Origin of the sequence: Mesorhizobium ciceri biovar biserrulae WSM1271 (assembly GCF_000185905.1) — a bacterium.
GTDB classification, from domain to species: Bacteria; Pseudomonadota; Alphaproteobacteria; order Rhizobiales; family Rhizobiaceae; genus Mesorhizobium; species Mesorhizobium ciceri.
The window spans coordinates 5,200,314-5,222,845 of sequence record NC_014923.1; the positions used below are offsets into that span (position 1 = coordinate 5,200,314).

22 protein-coding genes are annotated in these 22,532 nt (G+C 62.9%); 10 read left to right on the top strand and 12 right to left on the bottom strand.

All coding sequences use genetic code 11. The features are described 5' to 3' along the window. Positions 1-82: 82 nt before the first annotated feature. Together MESCI_RS25320 and MESCI_RS25325 are read right to left on the bottom strand one after the other, a co-directional pair. Positions 83-1,012 (bottom strand): DnaJ C-terminal domain-containing protein, encoded by a 930-nt coding sequence (locus MESCI_RS25320; protein WP_013532804.1) that lies wholly within the window; start codon positions 1,010-1,012, stop codon positions 83-85. 100 nt (positions 1,013-1,112) lie between these two features. Beyond that, positions 1,113-1,574, bottom strand: a complete 462-nt coding sequence (locus MESCI_RS25325; protein ID WP_013532805.1) for an RT0821/Lpp0805 family surface protein — start codon at positions 1,572-1,574, stop codon at positions 1,113-1,115. 72 nt (positions 1,575-1,646) lie between these two features. On the opposite strand from MESCI_RS25325, the gene pdxH reads away from it, so the two are divergent. Further along, positions 1,647-2,264 (top strand): pyridoxamine 5'-phosphate oxidase, encoded by a 618-nt coding sequence (pdxH, locus tag MESCI_RS25330; RefSeq protein WP_013532806.1) that lies wholly within the window; start codon positions 1,647-1,649, stop codon positions 2,262-2,264. Between the two features lie 9 nt (positions 2,265-2,273). Here pdxH and MESCI_RS25335 read toward each other — a convergent pair whose 3' ends face one another. Next, positions 2,274-3,026 carry a crotonase/enoyl-CoA hydratase family protein gene (locus tag MESCI_RS25335; RefSeq protein ID WP_013532807.1) on the bottom strand — a complete coding sequence of 251 codons (753 nt, stop codon included), beginning with the start codon at positions 3,024-3,026 and terminating at the stop codon, positions 2,274-2,276. Between the two features lie 19 nt (positions 3,027-3,045). Beyond that, on the bottom strand, positions 3,046-4,815 hold the full coding sequence (locus MESCI_RS25340; RefSeq protein WP_013532808.1) for an acyl-CoA dehydrogenase family protein: 1,770 nt from the start codon (positions 4,813-4,815) through the stop codon (positions 3,046-3,048). Positions 4,816-5,753: 938 nt separating this feature from the next. Between MESCI_RS25340 and MESCI_RS25345 the strand changes: the two genes are divergently transcribed. The 3 genes from MESCI_RS25345 to MESCI_RS25355 all read left to right on the top strand — a co-directional run bounded on the left by MESCI_RS25345 (position 5,754) and on the right by MESCI_RS25355 (position 8,839). Next, on the top strand, positions 5,754-6,836 hold the full coding sequence (locus MESCI_RS25345; RefSeq protein WP_013532810.1) for a glycosyltransferase family 9 protein: 1,083 nt from the start codon (positions 5,754-5,756) through the stop codon (positions 6,834-6,836). A gap of 428 nt (positions 6,837-7,264) precedes the next feature. Further along, positions 7,265-7,483: a hypothetical protein gene (locus MESCI_RS25350; protein ID WP_013532811.1), complete on the top strand. Its 219-nt coding sequence runs from the start codon at positions 7,265-7,267 to the stop codon at positions 7,481-7,483. Positions 7,484-7,729: 246 nt separating this feature from the next. After that, positions 7,730-8,839: a glycoside hydrolase family 25 protein gene (locus tag MESCI_RS25355; protein ID WP_032809930.1), complete on the top strand. Its 1,110-nt coding sequence runs from the start codon at positions 7,730-7,732 to the stop codon at positions 8,837-8,839. Positions 8,840-8,852: 13 nt separating this feature from the next. Here the strand turns inward: MESCI_RS25355 and purD are convergent, their stop codons facing one another. Together purD and MESCI_RS25365 are read right to left on the bottom strand one after the other, a co-directional pair. Continuing rightward, complete coding sequence (purD, locus tag MESCI_RS25360; protein WP_013532813.1) at positions 8,853-10,130, bottom strand: phosphoribosylamine--glycine ligase; 1,278 nt, start codon at positions 10,128-10,130, stop codon at positions 8,853-8,855. Between the two features lie 278 nt (positions 10,131-10,408). Continuing rightward, complete coding sequence (locus MESCI_RS25365; RefSeq protein WP_013532814.1) at positions 10,409-11,224, bottom strand: phytanoyl-CoA dioxygenase family protein; 816 nt, start codon at positions 11,222-11,224, stop codon at positions 10,409-10,411. Between the two features lie 89 nt (positions 11,225-11,313). Here MESCI_RS25365 and MESCI_RS25370 point away from each other — a divergent pair, with 89 nt between their 5' ends. Further along, positions 11,314-12,225: a LysR family transcriptional regulator gene (locus MESCI_RS25370; RefSeq protein WP_013532815.1), complete on the top strand. Its 912-nt coding sequence runs from the start codon at positions 11,314-11,316 to the stop codon at positions 12,223-12,225. A 68-nt stretch (positions 12,226-12,293) separates the two neighbouring features. Then, positions 12,294-13,277 (top strand): 4-hydroxybenzoate octaprenyltransferase, encoded by a 984-nt coding sequence (ubiA, locus tag MESCI_RS25375; protein WP_064995195.1) that lies wholly within the window; start codon positions 12,294-12,296, stop codon positions 13,275-13,277. A gap of 167 nt (positions 13,278-13,444) precedes the next feature. Here the strand turns inward: ubiA and MESCI_RS25380 are convergent, their stop codons facing one another. The 3 genes from MESCI_RS25380 to MESCI_RS25390 all read right to left on the bottom strand — a co-directional run bounded on the left by MESCI_RS25380 (position 13,445) and on the right by MESCI_RS25390 (position 16,611). Beyond that, the gene (locus MESCI_RS25380; protein ID WP_013532817.1) at positions 13,445-14,011 is read right to left on the bottom strand and encodes a DUF6101 family protein; all 567 of its coding nucleotides are present in this window, start codon (positions 14,009-14,011) and stop codon (positions 13,445-13,447) included. 186 nt (positions 14,012-14,197) lie between these two features. Next, a complete protein-coding gene (locus MESCI_RS25385; RefSeq protein WP_013532818.1) occupies positions 14,198-15,628 on the bottom strand; it encodes an FAD-binding oxidoreductase in 1,431 nt (476 codons plus the stop codon). Positions 15,629-15,636: 8 nt separating this feature from the next. Beyond that, a complete protein-coding gene (locus MESCI_RS25390; RefSeq protein ID WP_164753806.1) occupies positions 15,637-16,611 on the bottom strand; it encodes an L-threonylcarbamoyladenylate synthase in 975 nt (324 codons plus the stop codon). Positions 16,612-16,803: 192 nt separating this feature from the next. Here MESCI_RS25390 and MESCI_RS25395 point away from each other — a divergent pair, with 192 nt between their 5' ends. Together MESCI_RS25395 and MESCI_RS25400 are read left to right on the top strand one after the other, a co-directional pair. Next, positions 16,804-17,289 (top strand): hypothetical protein, encoded by a 486-nt coding sequence (locus MESCI_RS25395; RefSeq protein ID WP_013532820.1) that lies wholly within the window; start codon positions 16,804-16,806, stop codon positions 17,287-17,289. A gap of 170 nt (positions 17,290-17,459) precedes the next feature. After that, positions 17,460-17,813 (top strand): hypothetical protein, encoded by a 354-nt coding sequence (locus tag MESCI_RS25400; RefSeq protein WP_245268568.1) that lies wholly within the window; start codon positions 17,460-17,462, stop codon positions 17,811-17,813. A 105-nt stretch (positions 17,814-17,918) separates the two neighbouring features. Here MESCI_RS25400 and MESCI_RS25405 read toward each other — a convergent pair whose 3' ends face one another. Together MESCI_RS25405 and glyS are read right to left on the bottom strand one after the other, a co-directional pair. Continuing rightward, on the bottom strand, positions 17,919-18,218 hold the full coding sequence (locus MESCI_RS25405; protein WP_013532822.1) for an ATPase: 300 nt from the start codon (positions 18,216-18,218) through the stop codon (positions 17,919-17,921). Between the two features lie 109 nt (positions 18,219-18,327). Then, positions 18,328-20,448, bottom strand: a complete 2,121-nt coding sequence (glyS, locus tag MESCI_RS25410; RefSeq protein WP_013532823.1) for a glycine--tRNA ligase subunit beta — start codon at positions 20,446-20,448, stop codon at positions 18,328-18,330. Positions 20,449-20,536: 88 nt separating this feature from the next. Here glyS and MESCI_RS25415 point away from each other — a divergent pair, with 88 nt between their 5' ends. Beyond that, complete coding sequence (locus MESCI_RS25415; RefSeq protein WP_145923741.1) at positions 20,537-20,851, top strand: hypothetical protein; 315 nt, start codon at positions 20,537-20,539, stop codon at positions 20,849-20,851. Positions 20,852-20,854: 3 nt separating this feature from the next. On the opposite strand, the gene MESCI_RS25420 is transcribed toward MESCI_RS25415, so the two are convergent. After that, positions 20,855-21,775 (bottom strand): glycine--tRNA ligase subunit alpha, encoded by a 921-nt coding sequence (locus MESCI_RS25420; RefSeq protein WP_174299093.1) that lies wholly within the window; start codon positions 21,773-21,775, stop codon positions 20,855-20,857. Between the two features lie 218 nt (positions 21,776-21,993). Between MESCI_RS25420 and MESCI_RS25425 the strand changes: the two genes are divergently transcribed. Continuing rightward, positions 21,994-22,455, top strand: coding sequence for a GNAT family N-acetyltransferase (locus MESCI_RS25425; protein WP_013532825.1), 462 nt, complete (start codon positions 21,994-21,996; stop codon positions 22,453-22,455). The last annotated feature ends 77 nt before the right edge of the window (positions 22,456-22,532 follow it).

The window sequence follows — 22,532 nt, forward strand, 5'->3', positions numbered from 1 at the left end:
GCTTTGTGGGTTGCCCTATCGCACAGGCACAGAGCCCCTTCAAGCGCTCAAAACGGACAGTTCAGGGGACAAAAGCCGCCGATCAGCCTTTTTGGCTGCGCAACAGCGCTTCGAGTGCGCTATCACCGCCTTCCGGCAGCATGATACGCACATGAGCGTAGAGATCGCCGTGACCGCCGGCCTTTTCCGGCAGGCCCCTGCCCTTCAGCCGCAGGACCTTGTCGGAGCTCGACCAGGCCGGAATGTTGACCGCGAGCCTGCCGGTCGGCGTCTCGACAGGCACCTTGGCGCCGAGCACGGCATCCGCCAGTGCCACCGGCAGATCGGCGTGCAGGTCGCGGCCTTCGATGCGGTAGCGTGGATGCCGGCGCAGATGGATCTTGACCAGCGCGTCGCCTGGCTGGCCCGGCCCCTGCTCGCCTTGGCCCTTGAGGCGGATGGTCTGGCCATCCTCGACATAGGCCGGCAGCTTGACCGCCACCTTGCGGCCGTCGGGGAACATCGCCGTCACCTTTTCAGCGGTCGCCGCTTCCTCGATGGTGACGTCGAGCGTCACGTTCAGATCGGCAGCGTTCGTCTGCTGGCGGCGATCGCCCATGCCGGGACCGCGCGCGCCGGAGAAAGTGTCGCCAAAAATCTGGCTGAAGATGTCGCTGTTGCCGTCGAACGGATCGCCACCGGGTCGACCGGAGCGGAATTCGAACCGCGAGCCGCCCGGACCTTGCTGCCGGCGAAAGCCGCCAAACGGATCGCCGCCACCGGCAGCGCCCTCAAAGCCCTGGAATCGCGGCTTGCCGTCAGCGTCGATCTCGCCGCGATCGAAAGCGGCGCGATTCTTTTCGTCGCCGACGATCTCGTAGGCCTGGTTGGCTGCGGCAAAACGGTCCTTCGCCTTTGGATCATTCGGATTCTGGTCCGGATGATGCTTTTTGGCGAGTTTCCGGTACGCCGACTTTATGTCTTTGGCCGATGCGTTCCTGGCAACGCCCAGCACCTCATAGGGGTCGCGCATGCTTACTGCCCTGGAGAAGAGTTGAGTCTCTGGTTGCCTCTTATATGCGCTCCCATAGGAAGAAATTCCAGTGCTGGAGCCGCATATCAGACGCGGAAAATCAGAGCGCCTTGAAGTCCTGCATGCGCCAGCCGCCGGCGCTGGCCAGGCACAGTTCGCCTTCGAACATGGCAACGCCGTCAAAGCTTTCGCGCGAGGCCTTGAAGCGGCGGCAGGTCTGGCCGTTGTCCTTCAATTCCGCCAGATCGGTGATGGAACCGCGCGAGCCGGTACCGGCATTGGCCCATGGGACGGCCTGCCCGCCGAGTTGCTCGATGTCGGCCGAGGAGACTGCATTGCCGATCGTCGTCTGGTCGGAGTCGCGATCCAGACTGGCCGGCGCGGCCGAGGCCGATGTGCTACTGGTCAGGATCGAGCGGTCGACTTCGGCTTTTTCCAGGCTGAAGCCGCCGGCGCCACAAGCGGCAAGCGGCAAGGCGACCGCCACGATCGCGGCTTTCGCGCTGGCCGAAGCGATAACGCTCCATTGCCTGCTGTCAAAAGCTTGCGCGATAAGCGACAATCGGCAGCCTCCCCCTTGCTTCGTTAAGAATCTTGGCTTTGTAAGAATCTTCGTGACAATTTGAGAAAAACTATGAGTGACACTGAGTTAACAAGCGGTGACTTTACCGAGGCTGCCGAGCCGTTTCGCCTGTTTGCCGCATGGCTGGACGACGCCACGAAAAGCGAGCCGAACGACCCCAACGGCGTGGCTCTGGCGACCGTCGATACCGACGGCATGCCGGATGTGCGCATGGTTTTGCTCAAGGGGTTCGATGAAAGCGGGTTTGTCTTCTACACGAATTTCGAGAGCGCCAAGGGCCAGGAGATTCTTGGCAGCATGAAGGCGGCGATGTGTTTCCATTGGAAATCACTGCGCCGCCAGGTACGCATTCGCGGACCGGTGGAGATCGTCAGCGACGCCGAAGCCGACGCCTACTACGCGACACGGCCGCGCGGCAGCCGCATCGGCGCATGGGCCTCGAAACAATCGCGGCCGCTGGAAAGCCGCTTTGCGCTGGAGAAGGCAGTGGCCGAATACACGGCACGCTACCCGATCGGCGAGATCCCGCGGCCAAAGCACTGGTCCGGCTTCCGAATCGTGCCCACGACAATCGAGTTCTGGCACGACAGGCCGTTCCGCCTGCACGACCGGCTCGTCTTCAGCCGCAACGCGAAAGGCGCCTGGGACAAGACGAGGCTTTATCCCTGAAGAAGAGGCTCAGGCCTTCTTTCTCGTCATGAACGCGGTGAGCGCGGCGCGCGCCTCATCGGACTTCAGGCGCTCGCGAAAATGCTCGCTTTCCTCGCCGATGCGGGCGACGAGGTCGTCGCGCGAGCCGCGGATCAGGTCGCGCGCGATCTTCAACGCCTGCGGCGGCTTGGCCGCAATCTGGCCGGCGGCCGCCAGCACCGAGGCCTCCAGTGCTGCTTCCTCGACCACCTCGTAGATCAGGCCGGCGGCCTTCGCCCGTTCAGCCGAAAAGCCTTCGCCGAGTCCGAGCAGCGCGAAGGCACCCTGCTGCCCGAGGATGCGCGGCGCCAGGAGGCTCGATCCCGCCTCAGGCACCAGGCCAAGGTCGACGAAAGGTGTCCTGAACACGGTGCGTGGCGTGGCGAAGGTCAGGTCGCAATGCAGGTTGAGCGTGGTGCCGATGCCGACCGCGATGCCGTCGACGCCGGAGACCATGGGTTTCTCAACCTTTGCCAGCGCCATCAGGAAGTCCCAGACTTCGGTGCCGCCGTCACCGCCGGTGGCGATGATCATGAAGTCGGCAAGGTCGTTGCCTGAGGAGAAGGCGCCGGGCACGCCGAGAAAGACATGGACGCGGATCTCCGGGTCGGCGTCGCCTTCGGCCAGGCTTTTTGACATTTTCGCATACATGGCGCGCGTCAGCGCGTTCTTCTTGTCCGGCCGGTTCATGCGGATGATCTGGATGGCGCCCTGGCGCTCGACGAGGATATGGTCTGTCACGGTTCTTTCCTTGTGAACGTCAGGCGGAAATCAGCGTTTTTCCGGCAGCGGCGAGGCTTTCGGCGCCATCGATGACGCGCGCCCGCAAAGCGCTGACCTCGCCGAGCAGGTTTTCGGCGAAGAAGCGGCAAAGGGGAATACGGCCTTGATCGGCAAGAGCGCCGCGCGCCAGATAGGCGCCGCCGGCGGCAAGCGAGATCAGCCTGAGATAGGGCGTCGCGCCCGCCAGCGCCTCGTCCGCCCAGCCTTCGGCCGCCAGTTTCTGCAGGAAGCGGGTCGCTTCGCCGAGATCGCCAAGTGCCGCGTCGAGAGCGTCGGCGGTGCGGCCGAAACCCTGCAGGTTCGAGGTCCGCACCGCTGCGGCCATATCAGCCAGTTCGGCGATATAACCATGCACATGGTCGCCGCCGCCGAGCGGCAGCTTGCGCATCACCAGATCGATCGCCTGAATGCCGTTGGTGCCCTCGTAAATCGGGGCGATGCGCGCATCACGATAGAAGGCGGCCGCTCCCGTCTCCTCGATGAAGCCCATGCCGCCATGAACCTGGAGGCCGAGTGAGGCAACCTCGACGCCGATATCGGTCGAGAACGCCTTTGCCAGCGGCGTCAGCAGATTGGCGCGGTCGCGCCAGTGGGCCGCCTCGTCACCGGCGGAGACACGGGCCATGTCGATGGCGTGGGCACAGGAATAGCTGATGGCGCGCGCGGTCTGGGTCAGCGCCTTCATGGTCAGCAGGTTACGCTGGACATCGGGGTGATGGACGATAGGCGCCATACCCGTGCCAGTGTAGCTCGCGGCCTTGCCCTGCCGGCGTTCATTGGCATAGGCGATCGCCTTCTGCGTTGCGGCTTCCGCGACCGCTACCCCCTGCATGCCGACACAAAGCCGCGCATTGTTCATCATCGTGAACATGCAGGCGAGGCCCTTGTTCTCCTCGCCGATCAGCCAGCCGACGGCGCCGGGCTTGGTGCCCTGAAAACCGTCGCCATAGATCATGGTGCAGGTCGGCGAGGCATGGATGCCGAGCTTGTGCTCAAGGCCGGAACAGAAGACATCGTTACGCGCGCCGAGCGCGCCATCGTCGCCGACCAGGAATTTCGGCACCAGGAACAGCGATATGCCGCGCGTGCCGGCCGGCGCATCGGGCAACCGCGCCAGCACCAGATGGATGATGTTGTCGGTGAAGTCGTGCTCGCCATAGGTGATGAAGATTTTCTGGCCGAAGATGCGGTAGCTGCCGTCACCCACCGGCTCCGCGCGGGCGCGCAAGGCGGCGAGGTCCGAACCGGCTTGCGGCTCGGTCAGGTTCATTGTGCCCATCCACTCGCCGGAGACGAGCTTTTCGAGATACTTTGCCTTGAGGTCTGTGGAGGCGTGTTTGTCGAGCGCTTCGACAGCGCCCATGGTCAGCGTCGGGCCGATGCCGAAGGCCATGGCGGCGGAGTTCCACATTTCGAGCGCGGCAACGCCAAGCATGGTCGGCAGCGCCTGGCCGCCATATTCCTCAGGCCCGGAGAGCGCGTTCCAGCCGCCATCGATCCAGCGGCGATAGAGTTCCTTCCAGCCGGGTGGTGTGGTGACGGCAGCGTCCTTCAGCGCGGCACCTTGCCGATCGCCGATCGTGTAGAGCGGTGCGACCTCTTCAGTGGCGAAGCGGCCGGCCTCGCCAAGAACGGCATCGACCAGGTCATCGCCGAGATCGCCGAACCTGCCGGCATCGAGCGCCGATTTCATGCCGGCGACGTGCTTGAGCGTGAAAGCAATATCCTCGACCGGTGCTCTATACATGCCGCTCACTCCTCCCGATGCATCGGCCCGCCCAACCCTAGAGCCGGTGCCGCTGCAAAACCACCCGCCGTATCAGCGCTCTCCCATCTTTCCTCAAAAACGGCAACCAAGGCTCGCGACGCCAGGACTACCAAGGCATCGCCGTCCTCGCTAATTGCTCTCTTCCGATACTTTGCCCACAGCGCGCCCCGCGCCACATCATACAGCGTCAGCCCGTGGGGTCGCGTCAATGATCGCGACGCCAGATCGCTCCGACGACAAACGCCACCACGCCGTTGTAAGCGCCCGCCCTCTCGGCGTAGCCGTCCGCGACGCCCATGCTCGAATGCTTCCTGACGTCGGGCGTGTGGCTGAACCGACGGCACGCCGTTGGTAGGCGGTGCAGCGCACTCGTAGCGCGAGATCGATGGCCATGGCCGGAGCATCCTTGGCGCGCAGCGCCTCCAAGCCGAGCGTATGGGGTGATGGCAGCGGAGGCGATGCGCCATGATCTGCATCCCTGCCTTTATCAATGAGCCGACGTCGAAGCCATGCAGTGAACACAGCGAGAACATGGCTTGCGATCAACGGGAGTGAACACTTGTGGGTGATACAATCCAACAGCCAACTTCGATCTGCTCGCACCGACATACATTGAAAGTGCCAGAACCTAATAAGACTAGCTCAATCTGCGATAGCAATTGCTGGTTTTCGATCAATGTTGCCTCACACACCGCAAAACCCTAAAGACCGATGCTGGCAACGCTTCGGCGTACAGCTCTTATTCCATGGTGCCGGTTATCTCGGCGGATAGGTGAGATCGTGACAAAGTCAAAATGGACTGCGCCGGAAGATTACGAAATTACCCCCGCGACGCCATGGCTGGACTCAGCCAAACAGCGTAACTCGATACTAACCAAAGCGGCGCTTTGGCCTCGTCTACTTGCGGCAACGCAGTCATGAGTCCAAAATCCGGCAATGAAATTCGCTCGATATGCATTGTCCAAACAAAATTCATTGGTGATGTCACGCTGACATCTGCCTTGGTCCGTAATCTACGCCTCGCCTATCCCGACGCTTCGATAACAATGATATGCGCGCCTGGCCTTAAGCAATTCATTGTCGCGCAACAGATTGCCGACGTGGCGGTTGGCTTTGAACCCGGGGGCAGAGGAAGGACTCCGCTTAAGCGATTGACCGACTATTATGCCGTCATTTCTGCTCTGCGCGGTCAAAAATTCGATCTCAGTATTGATCTTACCGATACAAAAACCTCACGGATTATGCACCGTTTGACCGGCGCCACAGTTCGCGTTGGCTTCGATCCTCCCGAGCGTCCGTTTAAGTTCTGGGAAATCCAGATGGCAAATGTTCTCGCGGCGCCCTTAGGCCATGGTGGGTCCCATTATCTCTACAGATACTTGTCCCCATTGGGCGCCCTCGGATTAGCAATTCAAGATCCAACTCCTCGACTGCAGCCCACCAAGGGCGCCCAAGAGGAGTGTGCTAGGCTTCTTTCGGAAAACGCCTTGGCGACGAAATCATATGTGGCTGTGCATGCGGGCGCGAGGTCTGAGGGGCGTCGTTGGCCGCCGCAACATTTTGCCGCCGTCATTGATGAGATCTACGCCAAAACCGGACTGCGGTCTCTGATCATCGGTGGCCCTGATGAACGGCCCGTTGCGCAAAGCATAGTTGAAACGGCAACGTCGCCGGTGGCCACTGTGGTCGGAAAGGCCTCGCTTGAAGTCCTTGTCGCGTTGTTGGCAGAAGCGGCAATTTTCCTTGGCAATGACAGCGGCCCGATGCACGTTGCAGCGTCTGTTGGAACTCCGGCGGTGGGATTGTTCGGTCTGCAGTCTCCTGATCTATGGGGCCCGTTTGGTGTACCCAGCAAAACGCTCCGGCCGCCCGTGCCTTGTCCATGTATCGCTCCAGGTGTTTGTAAAGAATACAACCCTGGTGGGGTCTATTGTGTTCACCGGCTTCAGGTTGCTGAAGTCGCAGAGGCGACATTCGATCTCATCGAGACACAATCATGAGACGGCTCTCGACCAGCCCAAACGATGCGTGTAACTGCCTCGCATTTGATCCGTGACGTCATCGAACAGACGTGCCCCTCGATGCCGTTCGATCAACCACGCGATGCGAGATCGTTTCTTCGGCCGTCTCGTAGCTCACGTCCGTCTGGCCGCCAAGATACTCGCGAGCTCGACCTGACCCCATGAACGGTCACGTCGCCGGGCGTCAGATGCAGGAGCAGATGCTGGCAGTGCTTGGCTTCGCGCCTCGCCGTATCCGACACGGGAGGCAAGCTGCTCCCGGACGATGGTCATGGCGCGCGCATTTTTTACGTAAACGTCAAATTTTGTCACGCGGATTTTGCAATCGCGGCGGCGCGTATTAAGTTCAATCCATGCCGGATCAAGTCGACCGGCGACGGATCAGAACCAGCCAACCGGAACCGCCCATGCTTGCCAGACCCGACGCCTATCGCTGCATCGAATGCGGCCTGCCCTATCGAGCGGAGGGGTTCTGCTACCATGGCGGCAGACTGGACCACGGGGCCGCCTACTGGTCGGATCGCGGCATATTATGCTCGCCGCAATGCTCACTCGCCCACCACCGCAAACGCGCCGCCGAGGGCACGCTGCGGCAAGAGCCGGCTCCGGACCCGTTTGAATTCTAGCAGCTGATGCGTCGCCAGCTTTTCTGAAGTCAGCCCCGAAAGTACTTCCTTAACCATAGCCGTTCAGGATTTGTCTTTGATCAACGGGGATTCCCTGTTTTGGAAAGGACGGCGCGCCTCCTTCGCCGCTTGAAGAGTGTCGTGCCGACGCCCTTCAAGCCATTGTTTCCTCCGCATGTCGTTGCCCCAAAACCGCTGCACACTTTTGGGCGACATGCGCTGGCGCTTCTCGCCTTGGCGGCGACGATGGCGCTGTCCACGGCGGCAAAGGCTTCGGATTTTTCCGAACCCTGGAAGAACGCCGACCGCGCTTTGGTGGTCGATGCCTACGAATACAATTCCATCGGTTGGGCCCAACTCGCCACCGACAAGCGGGTCGTCGGCTTCATCAACAAGGCCTCCGACGGCATGCCGCCGCCCTATTTCTGCCTGGGCAACGACATTGAGGTGAAGCTTTGCAAGGCGCTGTGGAAACGCCATGCGGTGACGCGCGAACTGTTCCAGACGCGCCGGGTGGTGGCCAAGGCACTCGGCCTGAAATGGGGCGCCTATCACCTTGCCCGCCCCGGCAATCCGGTCGAGCAGGCCAACAATTTCCTCGATTTCGCCGAGCCCGCACCAGACGATCTCATGGCTCTCGACATTGAGGGCAATGATCCCTCGCAATGGATGTCGCTCGACGATGCCGAGGAGTTCGTGCGCCAGGTGCATCGGCGCATCGGCCGTTTCCCGGTGCTGTACACCAACGGCAAGACCGCCCAGTACATTGCCGACAACAGCTACCGATACCGGCTCCTGTCGCGGCTGCCGCTCTGGTATGCCCGCTATAAGTCCGACATCGACGTGCATTTTCCGATGGGCAACTGGCAAGGCTACGCACTGTGGCAGTTTTCGGCGCAAGCCAATTGCGGCCGTTTCCGCTGCCCTTACAGGGTTGCCGGCACGCCTAACGACATAGACGTCAATGTCGCGCCGACAGACGCCGCAACGCTGCGCGCGCAATGGCCGTTCGGCGGGCTTATCGACGTGCCGCCGGACTATCTCGCCTCCATACCGCTACCGGTTTCACGCGAGGCCGGCCTCGCCGGCAATGTCACCATCACCTATGCGTCTGTGGCCGCGCCGCCGACTTTCGAGGACATGGTCGCAGCGTTGGGGACACGCTGGTCCCGTTTCCGCGACGGCTTCCGCATGCCGGTCGTGAAGACGGTGCCCCGGAGACCGAGTTTCGGCATTGTCCAATATGTCGCCTGGAAGCGGACCGAGCGGCGTTCGCCCGCACAACTCGACGCTGCCTTTGCCGCTGCCGATCCGCTCAGCACCGCTTCCACCGAACTCGATCGCGGCCAGCGGTAAGCCAACGCGGACTTCAGTTTCCCTGTTCGCGCGCCACCGCCTGCCAGCCGATATCGCGGCGGCAGAAACCGTCCGGCCAGTCGATGCGGTCGAGCGCGGCATAGGCTCGTTTCTGCGCCTCGCCGACCGTGGCGCCTGATGCCGTCACGTTGAGGACGCGGCCGCCATTGGCAACCAGCGCGCCGCCATTGATGGCGGTACCGGCATGGAATATCTGGACGCCGTCGCCCGCCACATCTTCGACGCCGCGGATGACCGAGCCCTTTTCCGGCGTGCCGGGATAGCCTCTCGCCGCCATCACCACGGTCAATGCCGCCTCGTCGCGCCAGCGCACCGAAGTATGTGCCAACTGGCCGTCGGTTGCCGCGTTGAGCAGGACCAGCAGATCATCCTTCAGCCGCATCATCAGCACCTGGCATTCCGGATCGCCGAAGCGGGTGTTGTATTCGATCAGCTTCGGCCCCTTGTCGGTGATCATCAGCCCGGCAAACAGCACGCCGGAGAAAGGCGCGCCCAGTTCGGCCATGCCGCGCATGGTCGGCTCGATGATCTCACGCATGGTGCGCTCGACCAGTTCCGGCGTCATCACCGGTGCCGGCGAATAGGCCCCCATGCCGCCAGTGTTCGGACCGGTGTCGCCGTCGCCGACGCGCTTGTGATCCTGCGCGGTGCCGAAGGGCAGTGCGGTGGTACCGTCGCAGAGGCAGAAGAAGCTCGCCTCCTCGCCGGTCATGAATTCCTCGACCACAACTTCCGCGCCGGCGGCGCCGAAGGAACCATCGAAGCAGGCATCGAGTGCTGCCTGTGCTTCACTGAGCGTCATGGCGACGGTGACGCCCTTGCCGGCAGCGAGCCCGTCGGCCTTGATGACGATCGGCGCCCCGGTCTTTTCGACATAGGCTTTGGCCGAGGCCAGGTCACTGAAACGGCCATAGGTGGCGGTCGGGATGTTGTAGCGGGCGCAGAGGTCCTTGGTGAAACCTTTCGAGCCTTCCAGCCGTGCCGCTGCCTTGGAGGGACCGAAGACGCGGATATTTTCGGCGCGCAGATCGTCGGCAATGCCGGCGACCAGCGGGCCTTCCGGACCGACCACGACGAGGTCGATTTTTTTCTCCCGGCAGAATGCGGTGACCGCGGCGTGATCGGCGATGTCGAGCTTGACCAGTTCGGCCTCGCCGCCAATGCCCGGATTGCCGGGGGCGGCATAAAGCTTCGTCAGCAGCGGCGACGCGGCGATCTTCCAGGCGAGCGCATGTTCGCGGCCGCCGGAGCCCAGAAGAAGAACGTTCATGGCCACCTCTTGATGCCGAAATTCTGCTCTGGCGGCCATCTGATGGCGTTTTCTGCGCTTCCCGTTCTACTGCGTGCAGTAGAACTGAGCTCACGGACCAAATGTCCGCTCCGCTACGGTTCTCGAAACCACCACCATATGACTCGCCAGAGCGAATTTCGAAACAGTCTCTTGGAGACCCGCTATTGCTCTCCGGGCGACGGGTCAAGGCATCAGGGTGTTTAGATCGCAATTGCGCACGGGAACGTTATCCCCGCCGCCAATTTTCTGGCGATTCGCTAGGCGGAGAAAACCACCGGAAACCAGTCCTCGCGCAGCCTCTCGCCCGGCTGCATGCCATGGCCGTGATAGGGCGGCGAGGTACGGCCCGGCCGCTCGACATAGCGCGCATCGTCACCGACCCAGCGCAGCGACAGCGCCCGACGCCGCGCCGCGGTCATATTGCCACGCGCGCCATGCGCGGTCCTGAAGTCGAACAGGATGGCGTCGCCCGGCTCCATTTCCCATTCGAGCACCTTCATCGAAGGGTCCTTGTCGGGATCGGGCACCGGCAGATAGTCGCCCTCGCCGGCATAGAAATTGCTATCGTCGAGCCAGCGCACCGGCAGGATCATCTTGTCCCATTTGTGCGAGCCGGCGATCAGCCGCAGCGTCGCCTCCTTCACCGGGTCGATGGGTATCCAGAAGCTCACCGTCTGTTGGCCATCGACGAAATAGTAGGGGATGTCCTGATGCCAGGGCGTCGGCTTCTGCGTGCCGGGTTCCTTCACCAGCACATGATCATGGAAGAACTGCGCGGTGCGCGACTGCATCACCGCCGCCGCCAGTTCGGCGGCGGGTGAGTCCCGTACCAGGCTGACGAATTCGGGGATGCGCTCCCAGTTGCAGTAGTCATCGAAGAAACTACCGCGACCGTTGGCTATGTCGGATGCGGTGGCGCTGCGGTTCTGCATGTTGCGTTCGATGCCGGCGGCAATCGTGTCGACCCAGCCCTTGAAGGCGCCGCGAATGCAAACAGCGCCGTCACGCTGATAGTCGGCAATCGTGGACGCGCCGATCCTGGTGGCGTCGAGGGTGGCAGTCCGGGAAGCCATGGCGTTCTCCTCTTGGAATAAAGCCACTATCGCAACATCTATTCATTCGGTAAAATAATAACTTTCGATCTGACATATAGAGTGCCTCTATGAGTGTGACTCTCACGCAGCTACGCTATCTGGTTGCCGTGGCGCGTCACGGCAGCGTCACCGGCGCGGCAAAGATGCTGAACGTCTCTCAGCCGTCGATCTCGGTGGCCATCGACGCGGTCGAAAAGAATTTCGGCCAGAAACTGTTCGTCCGCCAGCGGGGAAGCGGCGTGTCGCCGACATCGTTCGGCCGCGCCGTCGTGGCCAAGGCAAGGCAGGTTCTCACCGAAACGGAGGAACTCATCGGCCTGGGTTCAAGCAAATCGGCTGTCAGCGGCGAGTTGGTGTTGGGATGCTTCGAGGATCTGGCGCCTTTCTTCGCGCCGGCTTTGATCCGCGCCTTCTCCGAACGCTATCCGGCCGTCAAGATCGTCGTTCGCGACGAGACGTTCGAGACGCTGGGTCGACGGCTGGGTGACGCGGCCATCGATCTCGGCCTGACTTATGATCTCAGCCTGCCGACGCATTTCGCCCGCATCCTGCTGCGTGAACTTCGCCCGCACGCGCTGTTGCCGGCAGGCCATGCCCTGGCGGATCGCCCGTCGGTCAGCCTTGCCGATCTGGCCGCCTATCCGCTGATCACCACCGACCAGCCGCACAGCTGGCAGCATATGCTCGACCTGTTCCGCAGCCGCGGCCTTTCGCCTGTGGCCGACATGACGACAAGCTCGTTCGAACTGCAACGGAGCATGGTCGCCAACGGCTTCGGCGTTGCGGTCAGCTACACCCGCCCGCATGGCGACCGCAGCTATGACGGGCTGCCGCTCATCTGCAAGCCGCTGTCCGATCCGCTGCCCATGCAGCGGATCCTGCTCACCTATGACACGCATCAGCGTGTGTCGAATGCAGCGCTGGCCTTCGTGGAGGTGGCCAAGGACTGGTTCGCCACCCGCGACATCTTTGCCTCGTGAAAGGCTGACGGGCGCCGCGTCTCCGCTTGCCGCTTGACGGTTTCCGCCGCTGCTGCCACTCCATGGGCATGGAAACCATCCAGTCGAAAGCGGCCCAGGGCCGTGTCGCCGATGCGCCGAACGGCCATTGGGTCTACCGCGTGCTGCCGCGCTCGATATGGCCCTATGCGCAGCTTGCGCGGTGGGACAGGCCGATAGGCTGGCAACTGCTGCTGTGGCCGTGCTGGTGGTCGGCGGCCTTGGCGGCAAGCGCCTATCCGCGTCCGGGCGACCCGCTGCTCTCACTGCTGCCGGCGCCTTTGTATCTTGTGCTGTTCCTGGTCGGGGCCATCGCCATGCGCGGCGCCGGCTGCACCTACAACGACCTCGTCGACGAGGACATCGACAACCAGGTGGAGCGCACGCGCTCGCGACCGCTGCCGTCAGGCAAGGCGACGCGCCGGCGGGCATGGCTGTTTCTCGTCCTGCAGGCCCTGGTCGGCCTCGTGGTGCTCATCCAGTTCAACAGCTTCGCCGTCCTGCTCGGCATCTGTTCGCTGGCGGTCATAGCCATTTACCCGTTCATGAAGCGGATAACCAACTGGCCCCAACTTGTGCTCGGCCTTGCTTTTTCCTGGGGCGCGCTGATGGGATGGGCGGTCGAGTTCGGCGATCTCGATGGGCCTGCTGTCATGCTCTATATCGGCTCGATCCTGTGGGTGATCGGCTACGACACGATCTACGCGCACCAGGACAAGGAAGATGACGCCATTGTCGGCGTGCGCTCGACGGCACGCCTGTTCGGCGACAACACCAAGGCCTGGCTGGCCGGACTTTATGGCGGCGCGCTGATCTGCTTCGCCATCGCCTTCGCGTCGGCGCAGGCGCCGGTGGTGGCGCTGGCCGGGCTGATCGCCGCCGGCGCCCATATGGCGCGGCAGATCGCCGTGTTGGACATCGACAATCCGGACCAATGCCTGCGCCTGTTCAGGTCGAACAACCAGGTCGGCTGGCTGATCTTCCTCGGCCTGATCGGCGGCGCTGTGTGGGTGGCTCTGAAGCCGCTGGTTTAGCGGCGCTTCTTCCTTCTCCCCTTGTGGGAGAAGGTGGATTGGCGCGCAGCGCCAAGACGGTTGAGGGGTGCGTGACGGAACGCCGGCATTGCCAAGCTGGAACACCCCTCATCCGACCGAGCTTCGCTCGGCCACCTTCTCCCACAGGGGGAGAAGGAAGAACCTTCCTACTCCCGCGAAATAATCTCCTGGCCGTCGACGACCAGCCTGAGGCCGAGGTCGCCGGCCCTGCGGCGGGCGAGGAAACGCGGGCGGCGCGTGTTCGAAATCCGCCCCTTGCGCCGATCCTGCGGCGGCAGCGTCTTGATGGCGGCGCCGAGTGATTCTTCCAGGGTGCGGGCAACGCCGTCCGATTCGATGAGCAGCATCGGCAGGCGGTAAGCGTCGGCCCAGGCGCGCCAGTCGGCGGCGACATCGTCGAGATCGTCGGCCACCAGCAGCGGCACCGACAGCATCGGGTCGTTGTGCAGGAGTTCCAAGGTCACCGTGACATTGCCGTCCGGATCCTCCATGGCGCGGGCGGCAACGCCGCGGAACGCATTGGAGGGCAGAACGATGATCGCGGGCAGGCCGCTCATCTCGAGCAAGCGGCGGATCACGGCGCCGCGCTGGTCGATGGTGAAGGTTACATCGCCGTAGTCGTCGCGAGTCGCGTAGCTCACCACTTGCGGCAGGCGGAATGGGTCGAGACGCATGTTGCGTCCCGCCCAGACTGGCTTCAGTCCGGTGTTCATAGAGTGGCCTTCCTGTCTGTCTCCTGAGAGCCGGTGTCCGGTTCTCTCCGGGCCGGTTTTTCCGGCCTCGTTTGTATGGAGACAGTAGCGCGGGCTCCTTACCGCCCCGCTTAAGAAAGTCGGTTAAATTTTGCTGATCTCAGGGATGGTTATCGGAATCCCACCAGCCACAAGATGTCGAAAGGATCAGATAACCTTACCCGGATTCATGATGCCGGCCGGATCGAAAGCGGCCTTCACCCTTCGCATCAGATCGATCGCCATCGGCGGCGCGGTGGCGATCAGTTCGTCGCGCTTCAACTGGCCGATGCCATGCTCGGCCGAGATCGAACCGTGCAGGCTGCGCACCACATCGTGCACCGCCTTGTTCATGGGGTGATAGAGAGCGAGGAACGCCTCATCGTCGCCGTCGACGGGCCGGGAAATGTTGTAGTGGAGATTGCCGTCGCCCATATGGCCGAAGCAGACCACGCGCGCGCCGGCGCTCACCGACGCCACCGCGCCGGCGGCTTCTTCGATGAAACGCGGGATCGAGGCAATAGGCACCGAAATGTCGTGCTTGATCGAGGCGCCCTCCGGTTTCTGCGCCTCGGGCAGCAACTCACGGAAATTCCAGAAGGCATCGCCCTGCGCGAGACTCGCGGCAATGACGGCGTCGCCGACGAATTCCTGTTCGAGGCCAGCCGACAGCACATCCTCGATCAACGCTCTCGAATCTTCCGACGAACGGCCTGATGAAATCTGCATCAGCACGTACCACGGCCAGTCCTCGATCAGCGGCCGCACCACACCCTGGGCATGCGCCAGGGTGAAATCATATGGCCGCCTGCCGATCAGTTCGAAAGCGGTGAGTGCTGCCCCGGCACGGTCCATGGCCAGGCCGAACAGCGAAAGTGCCGCCTCGGGCGACGACAGGCCGACGAAGGCGACTTCGCGCCCCTTCGGCTTCGGGAACAGCTTCAGCACGGCGGCGGTGATGACGCCGAGCGTGCCTTCGGCGCCGACGAACAGGTTTTTTAGATCGTAGCCGGTGTTGTCCTTCTTCAGCTTGCGCAGGTCGTCGAACACCTCGCCGGTCGGCAGCACCACCTCGACACCGAGGCAAAGTTCACGCGCATTGCCGTAGGCAAGCACGCCGGTGCCGCCGGCATTGGAGGAAAGATTGCCCCCGATCTGGCAGGAGCCTTGCGCGGCCAGCGACAGCGGGAACAGCCGGTCGGCGGCGTCGACTGCCTCCTGCAGCGTCTGCAGGATGACACCGGCCTCGACCGTCACCGTGTTGGACAGGACATCGATCTCGCGGATGCGGTTCAGCCGCGACAGCGACAGGACGATTTCGCGCCCGGACCTGTCCGGCACCTGCGCGCCGACCAGCCCGGTGTTGCCGCTTTGCGGCACGATCGGCGTTCCCGTCTCGGTCGCCAGCCGCATGATCCGGCTGACCTCGTCGACGCTGCCCGGCCGCAGCACCAGCGACGTCGCGCCGTGCCAAAGCCCACGTCGCTCAATGAGGTAGGGCGCGATGTCCTGCTGATCACGCAGTGCATATTTGTCGCCGACGATCGCCGTGAAGCGATCGATGAGGGCGGGATCGAGTGTCTTTGTGATTTCGATCATGGGGGAAACTATGTTGCGGGTTGCGTGATGTCACGAGGGGCGGCTGCACGCGACAGCCGATCGTTGATCGCTTCGCCGAGCCCGTCGCAGGGAATAGGCTCGACGGCGATGGTGCGCGCGCCGCTGCGGTCGAGTGCCTGCATATAGGCGAACAGATTGCTCGCCGCTTCGCGCAGGTCCCCGGTTTCGGACAAATTGAGGAAGGCTTCGGCGCGGCGCCAGCCGTCCGCCCGTTGGCTGCCGAAGCCGAGCAAAGCCTCGCCCTCGCCGACCGTGCCGGCATTGAGCCGCATCGCGGCACCTGGCGCATAGTGCGAGGCAAGCATGCCCGGCGCCTCGATACTGGCGGTGCCGCCGCGCAACAATTCCATGCCGATGGCCGCCTCGATCTCCTCGGCGGCGATGCCGCCGGGCCTCAGCAGCCGCATTCTTTCCCCCTCGGCCTTGAGAATCGTCGATTCCAGCCCGACCGGGGTCGCGCCGCCATCGACCACCAGCTTTATCCGCGCACCGAGATCGGCTGCCACCGCTTGCGCGGTCGTTGCGCTGATCCTGCCGGATGAATTGGCGCTGGGCGCGGCAAGCGGGCGGCCGAGCCTGGCGATCAGATCGCCGCCAAAGCCCCTCGGCATGCGCAAGGCGATTGTATCGAGCCCGGCGGTGACCAGCGGATGGATGCCGTTGCCGGGCCGTTGCGGCAGCACCAGCGTCAGCGGACCGGGCCAGAACGCGCGCGCGAGTTTCTTCGACAGCGGATCGAACAGCGCGAGGCGCTCGGCCATCGCCATGTCGGCGACATGGGCGATCAGCGGGTTGAAGCGCGGCCGCCCCTTGGCTTCGAAGATGCGCGCGACGCCGATGCCGTTGGTCGCGTCGCCGGCCAGCCCGTAGACGGTTTCCGTCGGGATGGCGACGACATCGCCCTCCCTGAGCAGCGCCAGCGCCCGCTCCAGCGCCTCGCCCGAGCCAAGTATTTCAGCCACTCTCGTCACCTCACAGATGCGGGGTGCGTAGTACGATGGCGGCCATTGGGCAAGTCGGCTGTTGGGTAACCGTTTGTTGGCGAGCAGGAGCATTGGCGATTTATCAATCCCTAAAATGCTATGTTTCCACGAAAGCCGGCATCAATTCCGGCCTGCTATCGAACAGCTTCTGGGCAAAGGGGAGCGACATCGGTGTCTGCGCGTATCCTGCTGGGTATCATTCTTGCTGTTGCGGCCGGCGAAGCCCAGGCATCATCCCTGGTTTTTCCAGGCACGCCATCCTCCACACCATCGATCGTCAGGATCGGCGCTCCCAACCAGCCTGGAACCGTCGATGCGGTCAACACCAGCGATGCGCGGTCGGTGATGGCAGTAGGGGAAGCGCCGCCCGACGTCACCGATGAAAAGGTAGCGGCGATCCCGGACAAGCCCGCGACCGGACACGGCTTCCAGCCAAGCCCGATGGTCATCCGTGGCGGCGTTACCGGTCCCGATTTCCCGGCACCCGCGCCAACCGCTGCACCAGCGACCGGTGCCGCGCCGGCCGCTGGCACCGCGCCGGCAACGGCCACCGCTTCCGCTGCCCCCTCCGGGAACGCCGAGAACCAACCCGCCCCGCCGAGCGCTCCGGCCCCGGCAGCAGGGCAGCGCATGCCTCCCAACGGCTACACCAAGTAGCCTCGGCTCAAAGACAGCCGACATCGATGGCGTGACTTGACGGCGATCTGGCGCCCGGCGCACCATTGCCAGGCAGTCCCCGTTCCAGGCATTTCTGGCAGACGGGATTTCATCACTAGGGGTAAAGGGGGTCCATGAGAAAATCTGGAATCGTAACCGGAGCAGGCCTATTGCTGGCGTCACTGCTTGGCGTCGTCGCGGCTCATGCCGACGACATGCTGGGATCCTATGTCGCGCGCATTTCCGATCGCGACCATCAGGCGAGTGACGGCTATGCGCTGGACAATGCCGCGCAGATGGTGCGGCAGGACCGCGCCAACTGGCATAAATTCCACCGCCGTGACAGCGACGACGAGGCTGATGGCTGGTTCAGGACCAACGACCAGCGCGCCGACCTGCAGCGCATGCTGGAACGCGGCGACGCGATGAGTTCCTCGACCAAGCGCGCCATCGTCAATGGCGAACCGCTGATCCAGGTCGATGTCTACGAAAACAGCGTGCGCGTCAGCATTCTCGAGAACTGACGGGCCGTCGCCGGGGCGGCTGACAGTTGGCTTCGGGGACGGCTGATAGGAAAAGGCGGCGCCTCAGCGCCGCCTTGCCATCGATAGACTCGGCGGCTGAAAAGATCAGGCCGCTTCTTCCTTGTCGTCGTCGTCTTCTTCTTCGGACTCGTCGCCTTCAGCCTTCACGCTGTCCTCGGCGTCGTCTTCGTCTTCGTCTTCATCTTCGTCGTCATCCGAGAGCGTGGCAGCTTCGGTGGACTCTTCGCCTTCTTCATCGTCGCCGTCTTCGTCGTCATCAGACAGGTCAGCGGCTTCGATCGCTGCGGCGGCGGCATGATCGAGGATGGTTTCGGAAGCGGATTCAAGCGTCTCGGCGGGAGCCGGGGTTTCTTCTGTCACTTCGATGTCGTGATCGGAATTCATGGAAGCCTCCGTGGGGTTGGGGAACATGTCCCTTTTGCCACGGAGAGATCATCGCCATATGACTGTAAGCCGGCTCGAACGGCCGGTAGCAGAGAATATTTTCTTCGCCTTAACCTGCGATCCTGGAGAAATCCGCGACCTGACCGGTGGCCGCGCGGATGCGGGCGAGCAGCGCCAGGCGGTTGGCACGCACCGCCTGATCCTCATCGTTTACAAGAACATGCTCAAAGAATGAATCAACCGGCTCGCGCAACACGCTAAGCGCCAGCAAGGCGCCGGAAAAATCATCGTTTTGAATCGCTTCGCCGGCTTGCTTCTCAGCCTGGTTCACCGCCGCAAACAGCGATTTCTCGGTATCCGCGCGAAACAGCGCCGGCTCAACGGTTTCGGCGACCGCCGTTTTCTTTTTCTCCTCGGCAGCCAGAATGTTGGCCGCGCGCTTGGTGCCGGCGAGCAGGTTCTTGCCGTCCTCGGTGTCGAGGAAGGCGCCGAGCGCCTCGACGCGGCGGACGATCTGCAAGAGGTCGTCGGACTGCGGCGTGATGACGGCATCGATGAGATCGTGCCGGGCGCCCTGATCGCGGAGGTAGACTTTCAGGCGGTCGTGGAAGAAGGACAGAAGGTCAGACGCTTTCCCGACGATGGCTGCCAGCGCCAGTCGAATATCATTCTCGACCAATATTCTAACCACACCCAGCGCCGCTCTACGCAGCGCATAGGGATCCTTCGACCCAGTCGGCTTTTCGTCGATTGCCCAGAAACCGACCAGCATGTCGAGCTTATCGGCAAGCGCCACTGTGATCGAAACCGGATCGCTCGACACGCGATCGGACGGGCCTTGCGGCTTGTAGTGTTCCTCCGCTGCAGCGGCGACCGATGCGTGCTCGCCCTGAAGCAGCGCATATTTGCGGCCCATGGCGCCTTGCAGTTCCGGGAACTCGCCGACGACTTCAGTGGTGAGATCTGCCTTGGCCAAGACGGCAGCGCGGCGCGCGAGTGCGGGATCGGCGCCGACGATCGGAGCCAGTTCTTCCGCCAATCGCTTGATCCGCTCCACCCGTTCGCCCTGCGTGCCGAGCTTGGCGTGGAAAGTCACGCCGAGATGGTCGAGGCGGGCCATGCGCTGGTCGAGCGGCTTCTTGAGATCAAGCCCGAATTTTTCCGCCGATGCCTCGAGCTCAGCCAGGTCAGGCAAATCGCCCTGGTCGGTCGTCCAGAAATAAAGCGCGTCGGACAGGCGGGCGCGCACCACCTTGCCGTTGCCGTGGGCGATCTCCTTGCCGCCATCCCTGGCTTCGATGTTGGCGGTTAGAATGAAGCGATTGGAAAGCGCGTCGTCGACACCCTGCGGCCGCGTCACAAAGCACTTCTGGTTGGCGCGGATGGTCAGTCGGATCACTTCGGCTGGAATGGCAAGGAATGCCTCCTCGAACTCGCCCATCAGCACGACCGGCCATTCGACCAGTCCGGACACCTCCTCCAGCAACCCTTCGTCCTCGACCAGATCAAGCCCGTTGGCGAAGGCGAGATTGCGGGCATCGGCAAGGATGATCTCCTTGCGCCGGTCGGCATCGAGCACGACCTTGGCCGCTTCCAGCTTGGAAACATAGTCGTCGAAGCGGCGCACCGTGATGGCATCAGGCGCATGGAAGCGGTGGCCATAGGTGATGTTGCCGGAGCGGATGCCGTCGATCTCGAAATCGATCACGACAGGCTCCTCTGTCTCCGGGCCGAACGTGCACAGGATCGATTGCAGCGGGCGCACCCAGCGCAGTGAACCGGGCTTGGCCGAAGACGGCCCCCAGCGCATCGATTTCGGCCACGGAAAATTGCGGATGATGCCTGGCACCAGTTCGGCGATGATCTGTTCGGCCGCCCTGCCCGGCTTCGAAATGTGGGCGACATAAAAATCGCCCTTCTTCGGATCGGAATGGACATGCGCCTCGGCGATCGAGGAAAGTCCGGCCTTGCGCAGGAAGCCTTGGACCGCCTGTTCGGGCGCCGATGTCGAAGGCCCCTTGATCTCCTCGTTTATATCCTTCGAGCGCGCGGTGAGACCCCTGATGTCGAGGGTCAGCCGCCGCGGCGTCCAGTACTCGCGCGCCGCCTCATAGGTCAGCCCCGCCTCGACCAGGCTGTCGGTCAGCATCTTCCTGAGATCGCCAGCCGCCTTGCGCTGCATGCGGGCGGGAATCTCTTCCGAGCGGAGTTCTAGAAGCAGGTCGGGCATGGATGGGGCTCACGCGGCAAAATGGTCCGGGCGGGGGCATAGCAACTCGGCTGGCCGCTGTCACCCTTTCCGCACGGGGATCGCCGATTTGCGCCCGTTTCCAGAAATTTTGGCCATCCTGTCGGGACGAGACCGCGCCACCCGTCCTTGGATCAAAGATTTCCATGAACCGAACGCAGCGCTGAAGCGACCCACGCTCAGGCAGGGAACATTTGGCTCAACGACCATGAAAACGGCATCCAGACTTCTGCAGATCCTCGCACTCGGCGCCTGCTTCACCGCGCAGGCTCACGGTGCCTTCTCGATGCCGGGCGTTCGACAGGCATTGCGCACAATCGACGGTGCCAGCAGCCAGAACATATTGCCGATCAAAGTTTCCTTCGAGATGACGAAGCGGGCCTGAGACTCAGGCCGCCAGGCCACCCGCCTGCGTCTTCAAAAACGCCTCACCGCAGGCCTTCGCCAGATTGCGCACCCGCAGGATGTAGCTCTGTCGTTCCGTGACCGAAATCACGCCGCGCGCGTCAAGCAGGTTGAAGACATGGCTGGCCTTGATGCACTGATCATAGGCCGGGAAAACCATGCGGTGCATCGGCAGATTGTCGTTCGATGCCGGCGCGCCGGCATCGAGCAGCGCCTTGCATTCGGTCTCGGCGTCCTCGAAGTGGCGCAGAAGCATCGCCGTGTTGGCGTGTTCGAAATTGTGGCGCGAATATTCCTGCTCGGCCTGCAGGAAGACATCGCCATAGGTGACTTTGTCGGCGCCTTCCCGGCCGTTGAAGTTGAGGTCGTAGACATTGTCGACGCCCTGCACATACATGGCCAGCCGCTCCAGCCCGTAGGTGAGTTCGCCGGCCACCGGCGCGCATTCGATACCGCAGACCTGCTGGAAATAGGTGAACTGCGAGACTTCCATGCCGTCGCACCAGCATTCCCAGCCGAGACCCCAGGCGCCCAGCGTCGGGCTTTCCCAATCATCCTCGACGAAGCGGATGTCGTGCAGCAGCGGATCGACGCCGATCGCCGCCAGCGAGCCGAGATAGAGTTCCTGCAAGTTGGGCGGGTTCGGCTTCAGGATCACCTGGTACTGGTAATAATGCTGCAGCCGGTTCGGGTTCTCGCCATAACGCCCGTCCTTGGGGCGGCGCGAGGGCTGGACATAGGCAGCGTTCCAGCGCTTTGGGCCGAGCGCGCGCAGCGTCGTTGCCGGATGAAAAGTGCCGGCGCCGACTTCCATGTCGTAGGGTTGCAGGATGACGCAGCCATAGGCCGCCCAATAGTTGTGCAAGGTCAGGATCAGCCCCTGGAACGAGCGGCTGGGATGCATATGGGCGGGGATTTCAATTGTCACGGGTGGCCTCGACAGCACAGGCTAGCTTGCCGGCACGTCCTAGAGACACGGCGGCGAAGCGTCAAGCAAAGCACGCCGATGCGGTCGCGCCGACATTATGGACAATGTTGAGAGCTTTGCAGGGGCTGGCCCATTGCCCATCTCTCGGGCCTGCGCTCTGTTCGCCTGTGCAGCAACGACAACAGGTTCCAGCCATGCCCAGCCCGATCGTCATCCGCCCCGTTGCGCGACAGGATTTCGAGCAATGGCTGCCGCTGTGGGACGGCTACAATGCATTTTATGGCCGCTCGGGCGAAACGGCCCTGCCGGGTGAGATTACCCAGATGACATGGTCGCGTTTCTTCGATGCCTATGAGCCGGTCCACGCGCTGGTGGCCGAAAGCGAGGGACGGCTTTTCGGCCTCGTGCATTATCTCTTCCATCGCAGCACAACGGCGATCGCGCCCAATTGCTATCTGCAGGACCTTTTCACCACGCAGGCATCGCGTGGCAAAGGCATCGGACGGGCGCTGATCGAGGGCGTCTACGAGCGCGCCCGGGCAGCCGGTTCAGGCCGGGTATACTGGCTGACGCATGAGACCAATCACACGGCAATGAAGCTTTACGACAAGGTCGCCGAACACTCCGGCTTTGTCGTCTATCGCAAGCTCTTCTGAGGCAGCCAGCCGGATACGCGGTTCAAACGAAAACGGGACCCTGAAAAGAGCCCCGTTTGCGTTGAATTCAAATGGCT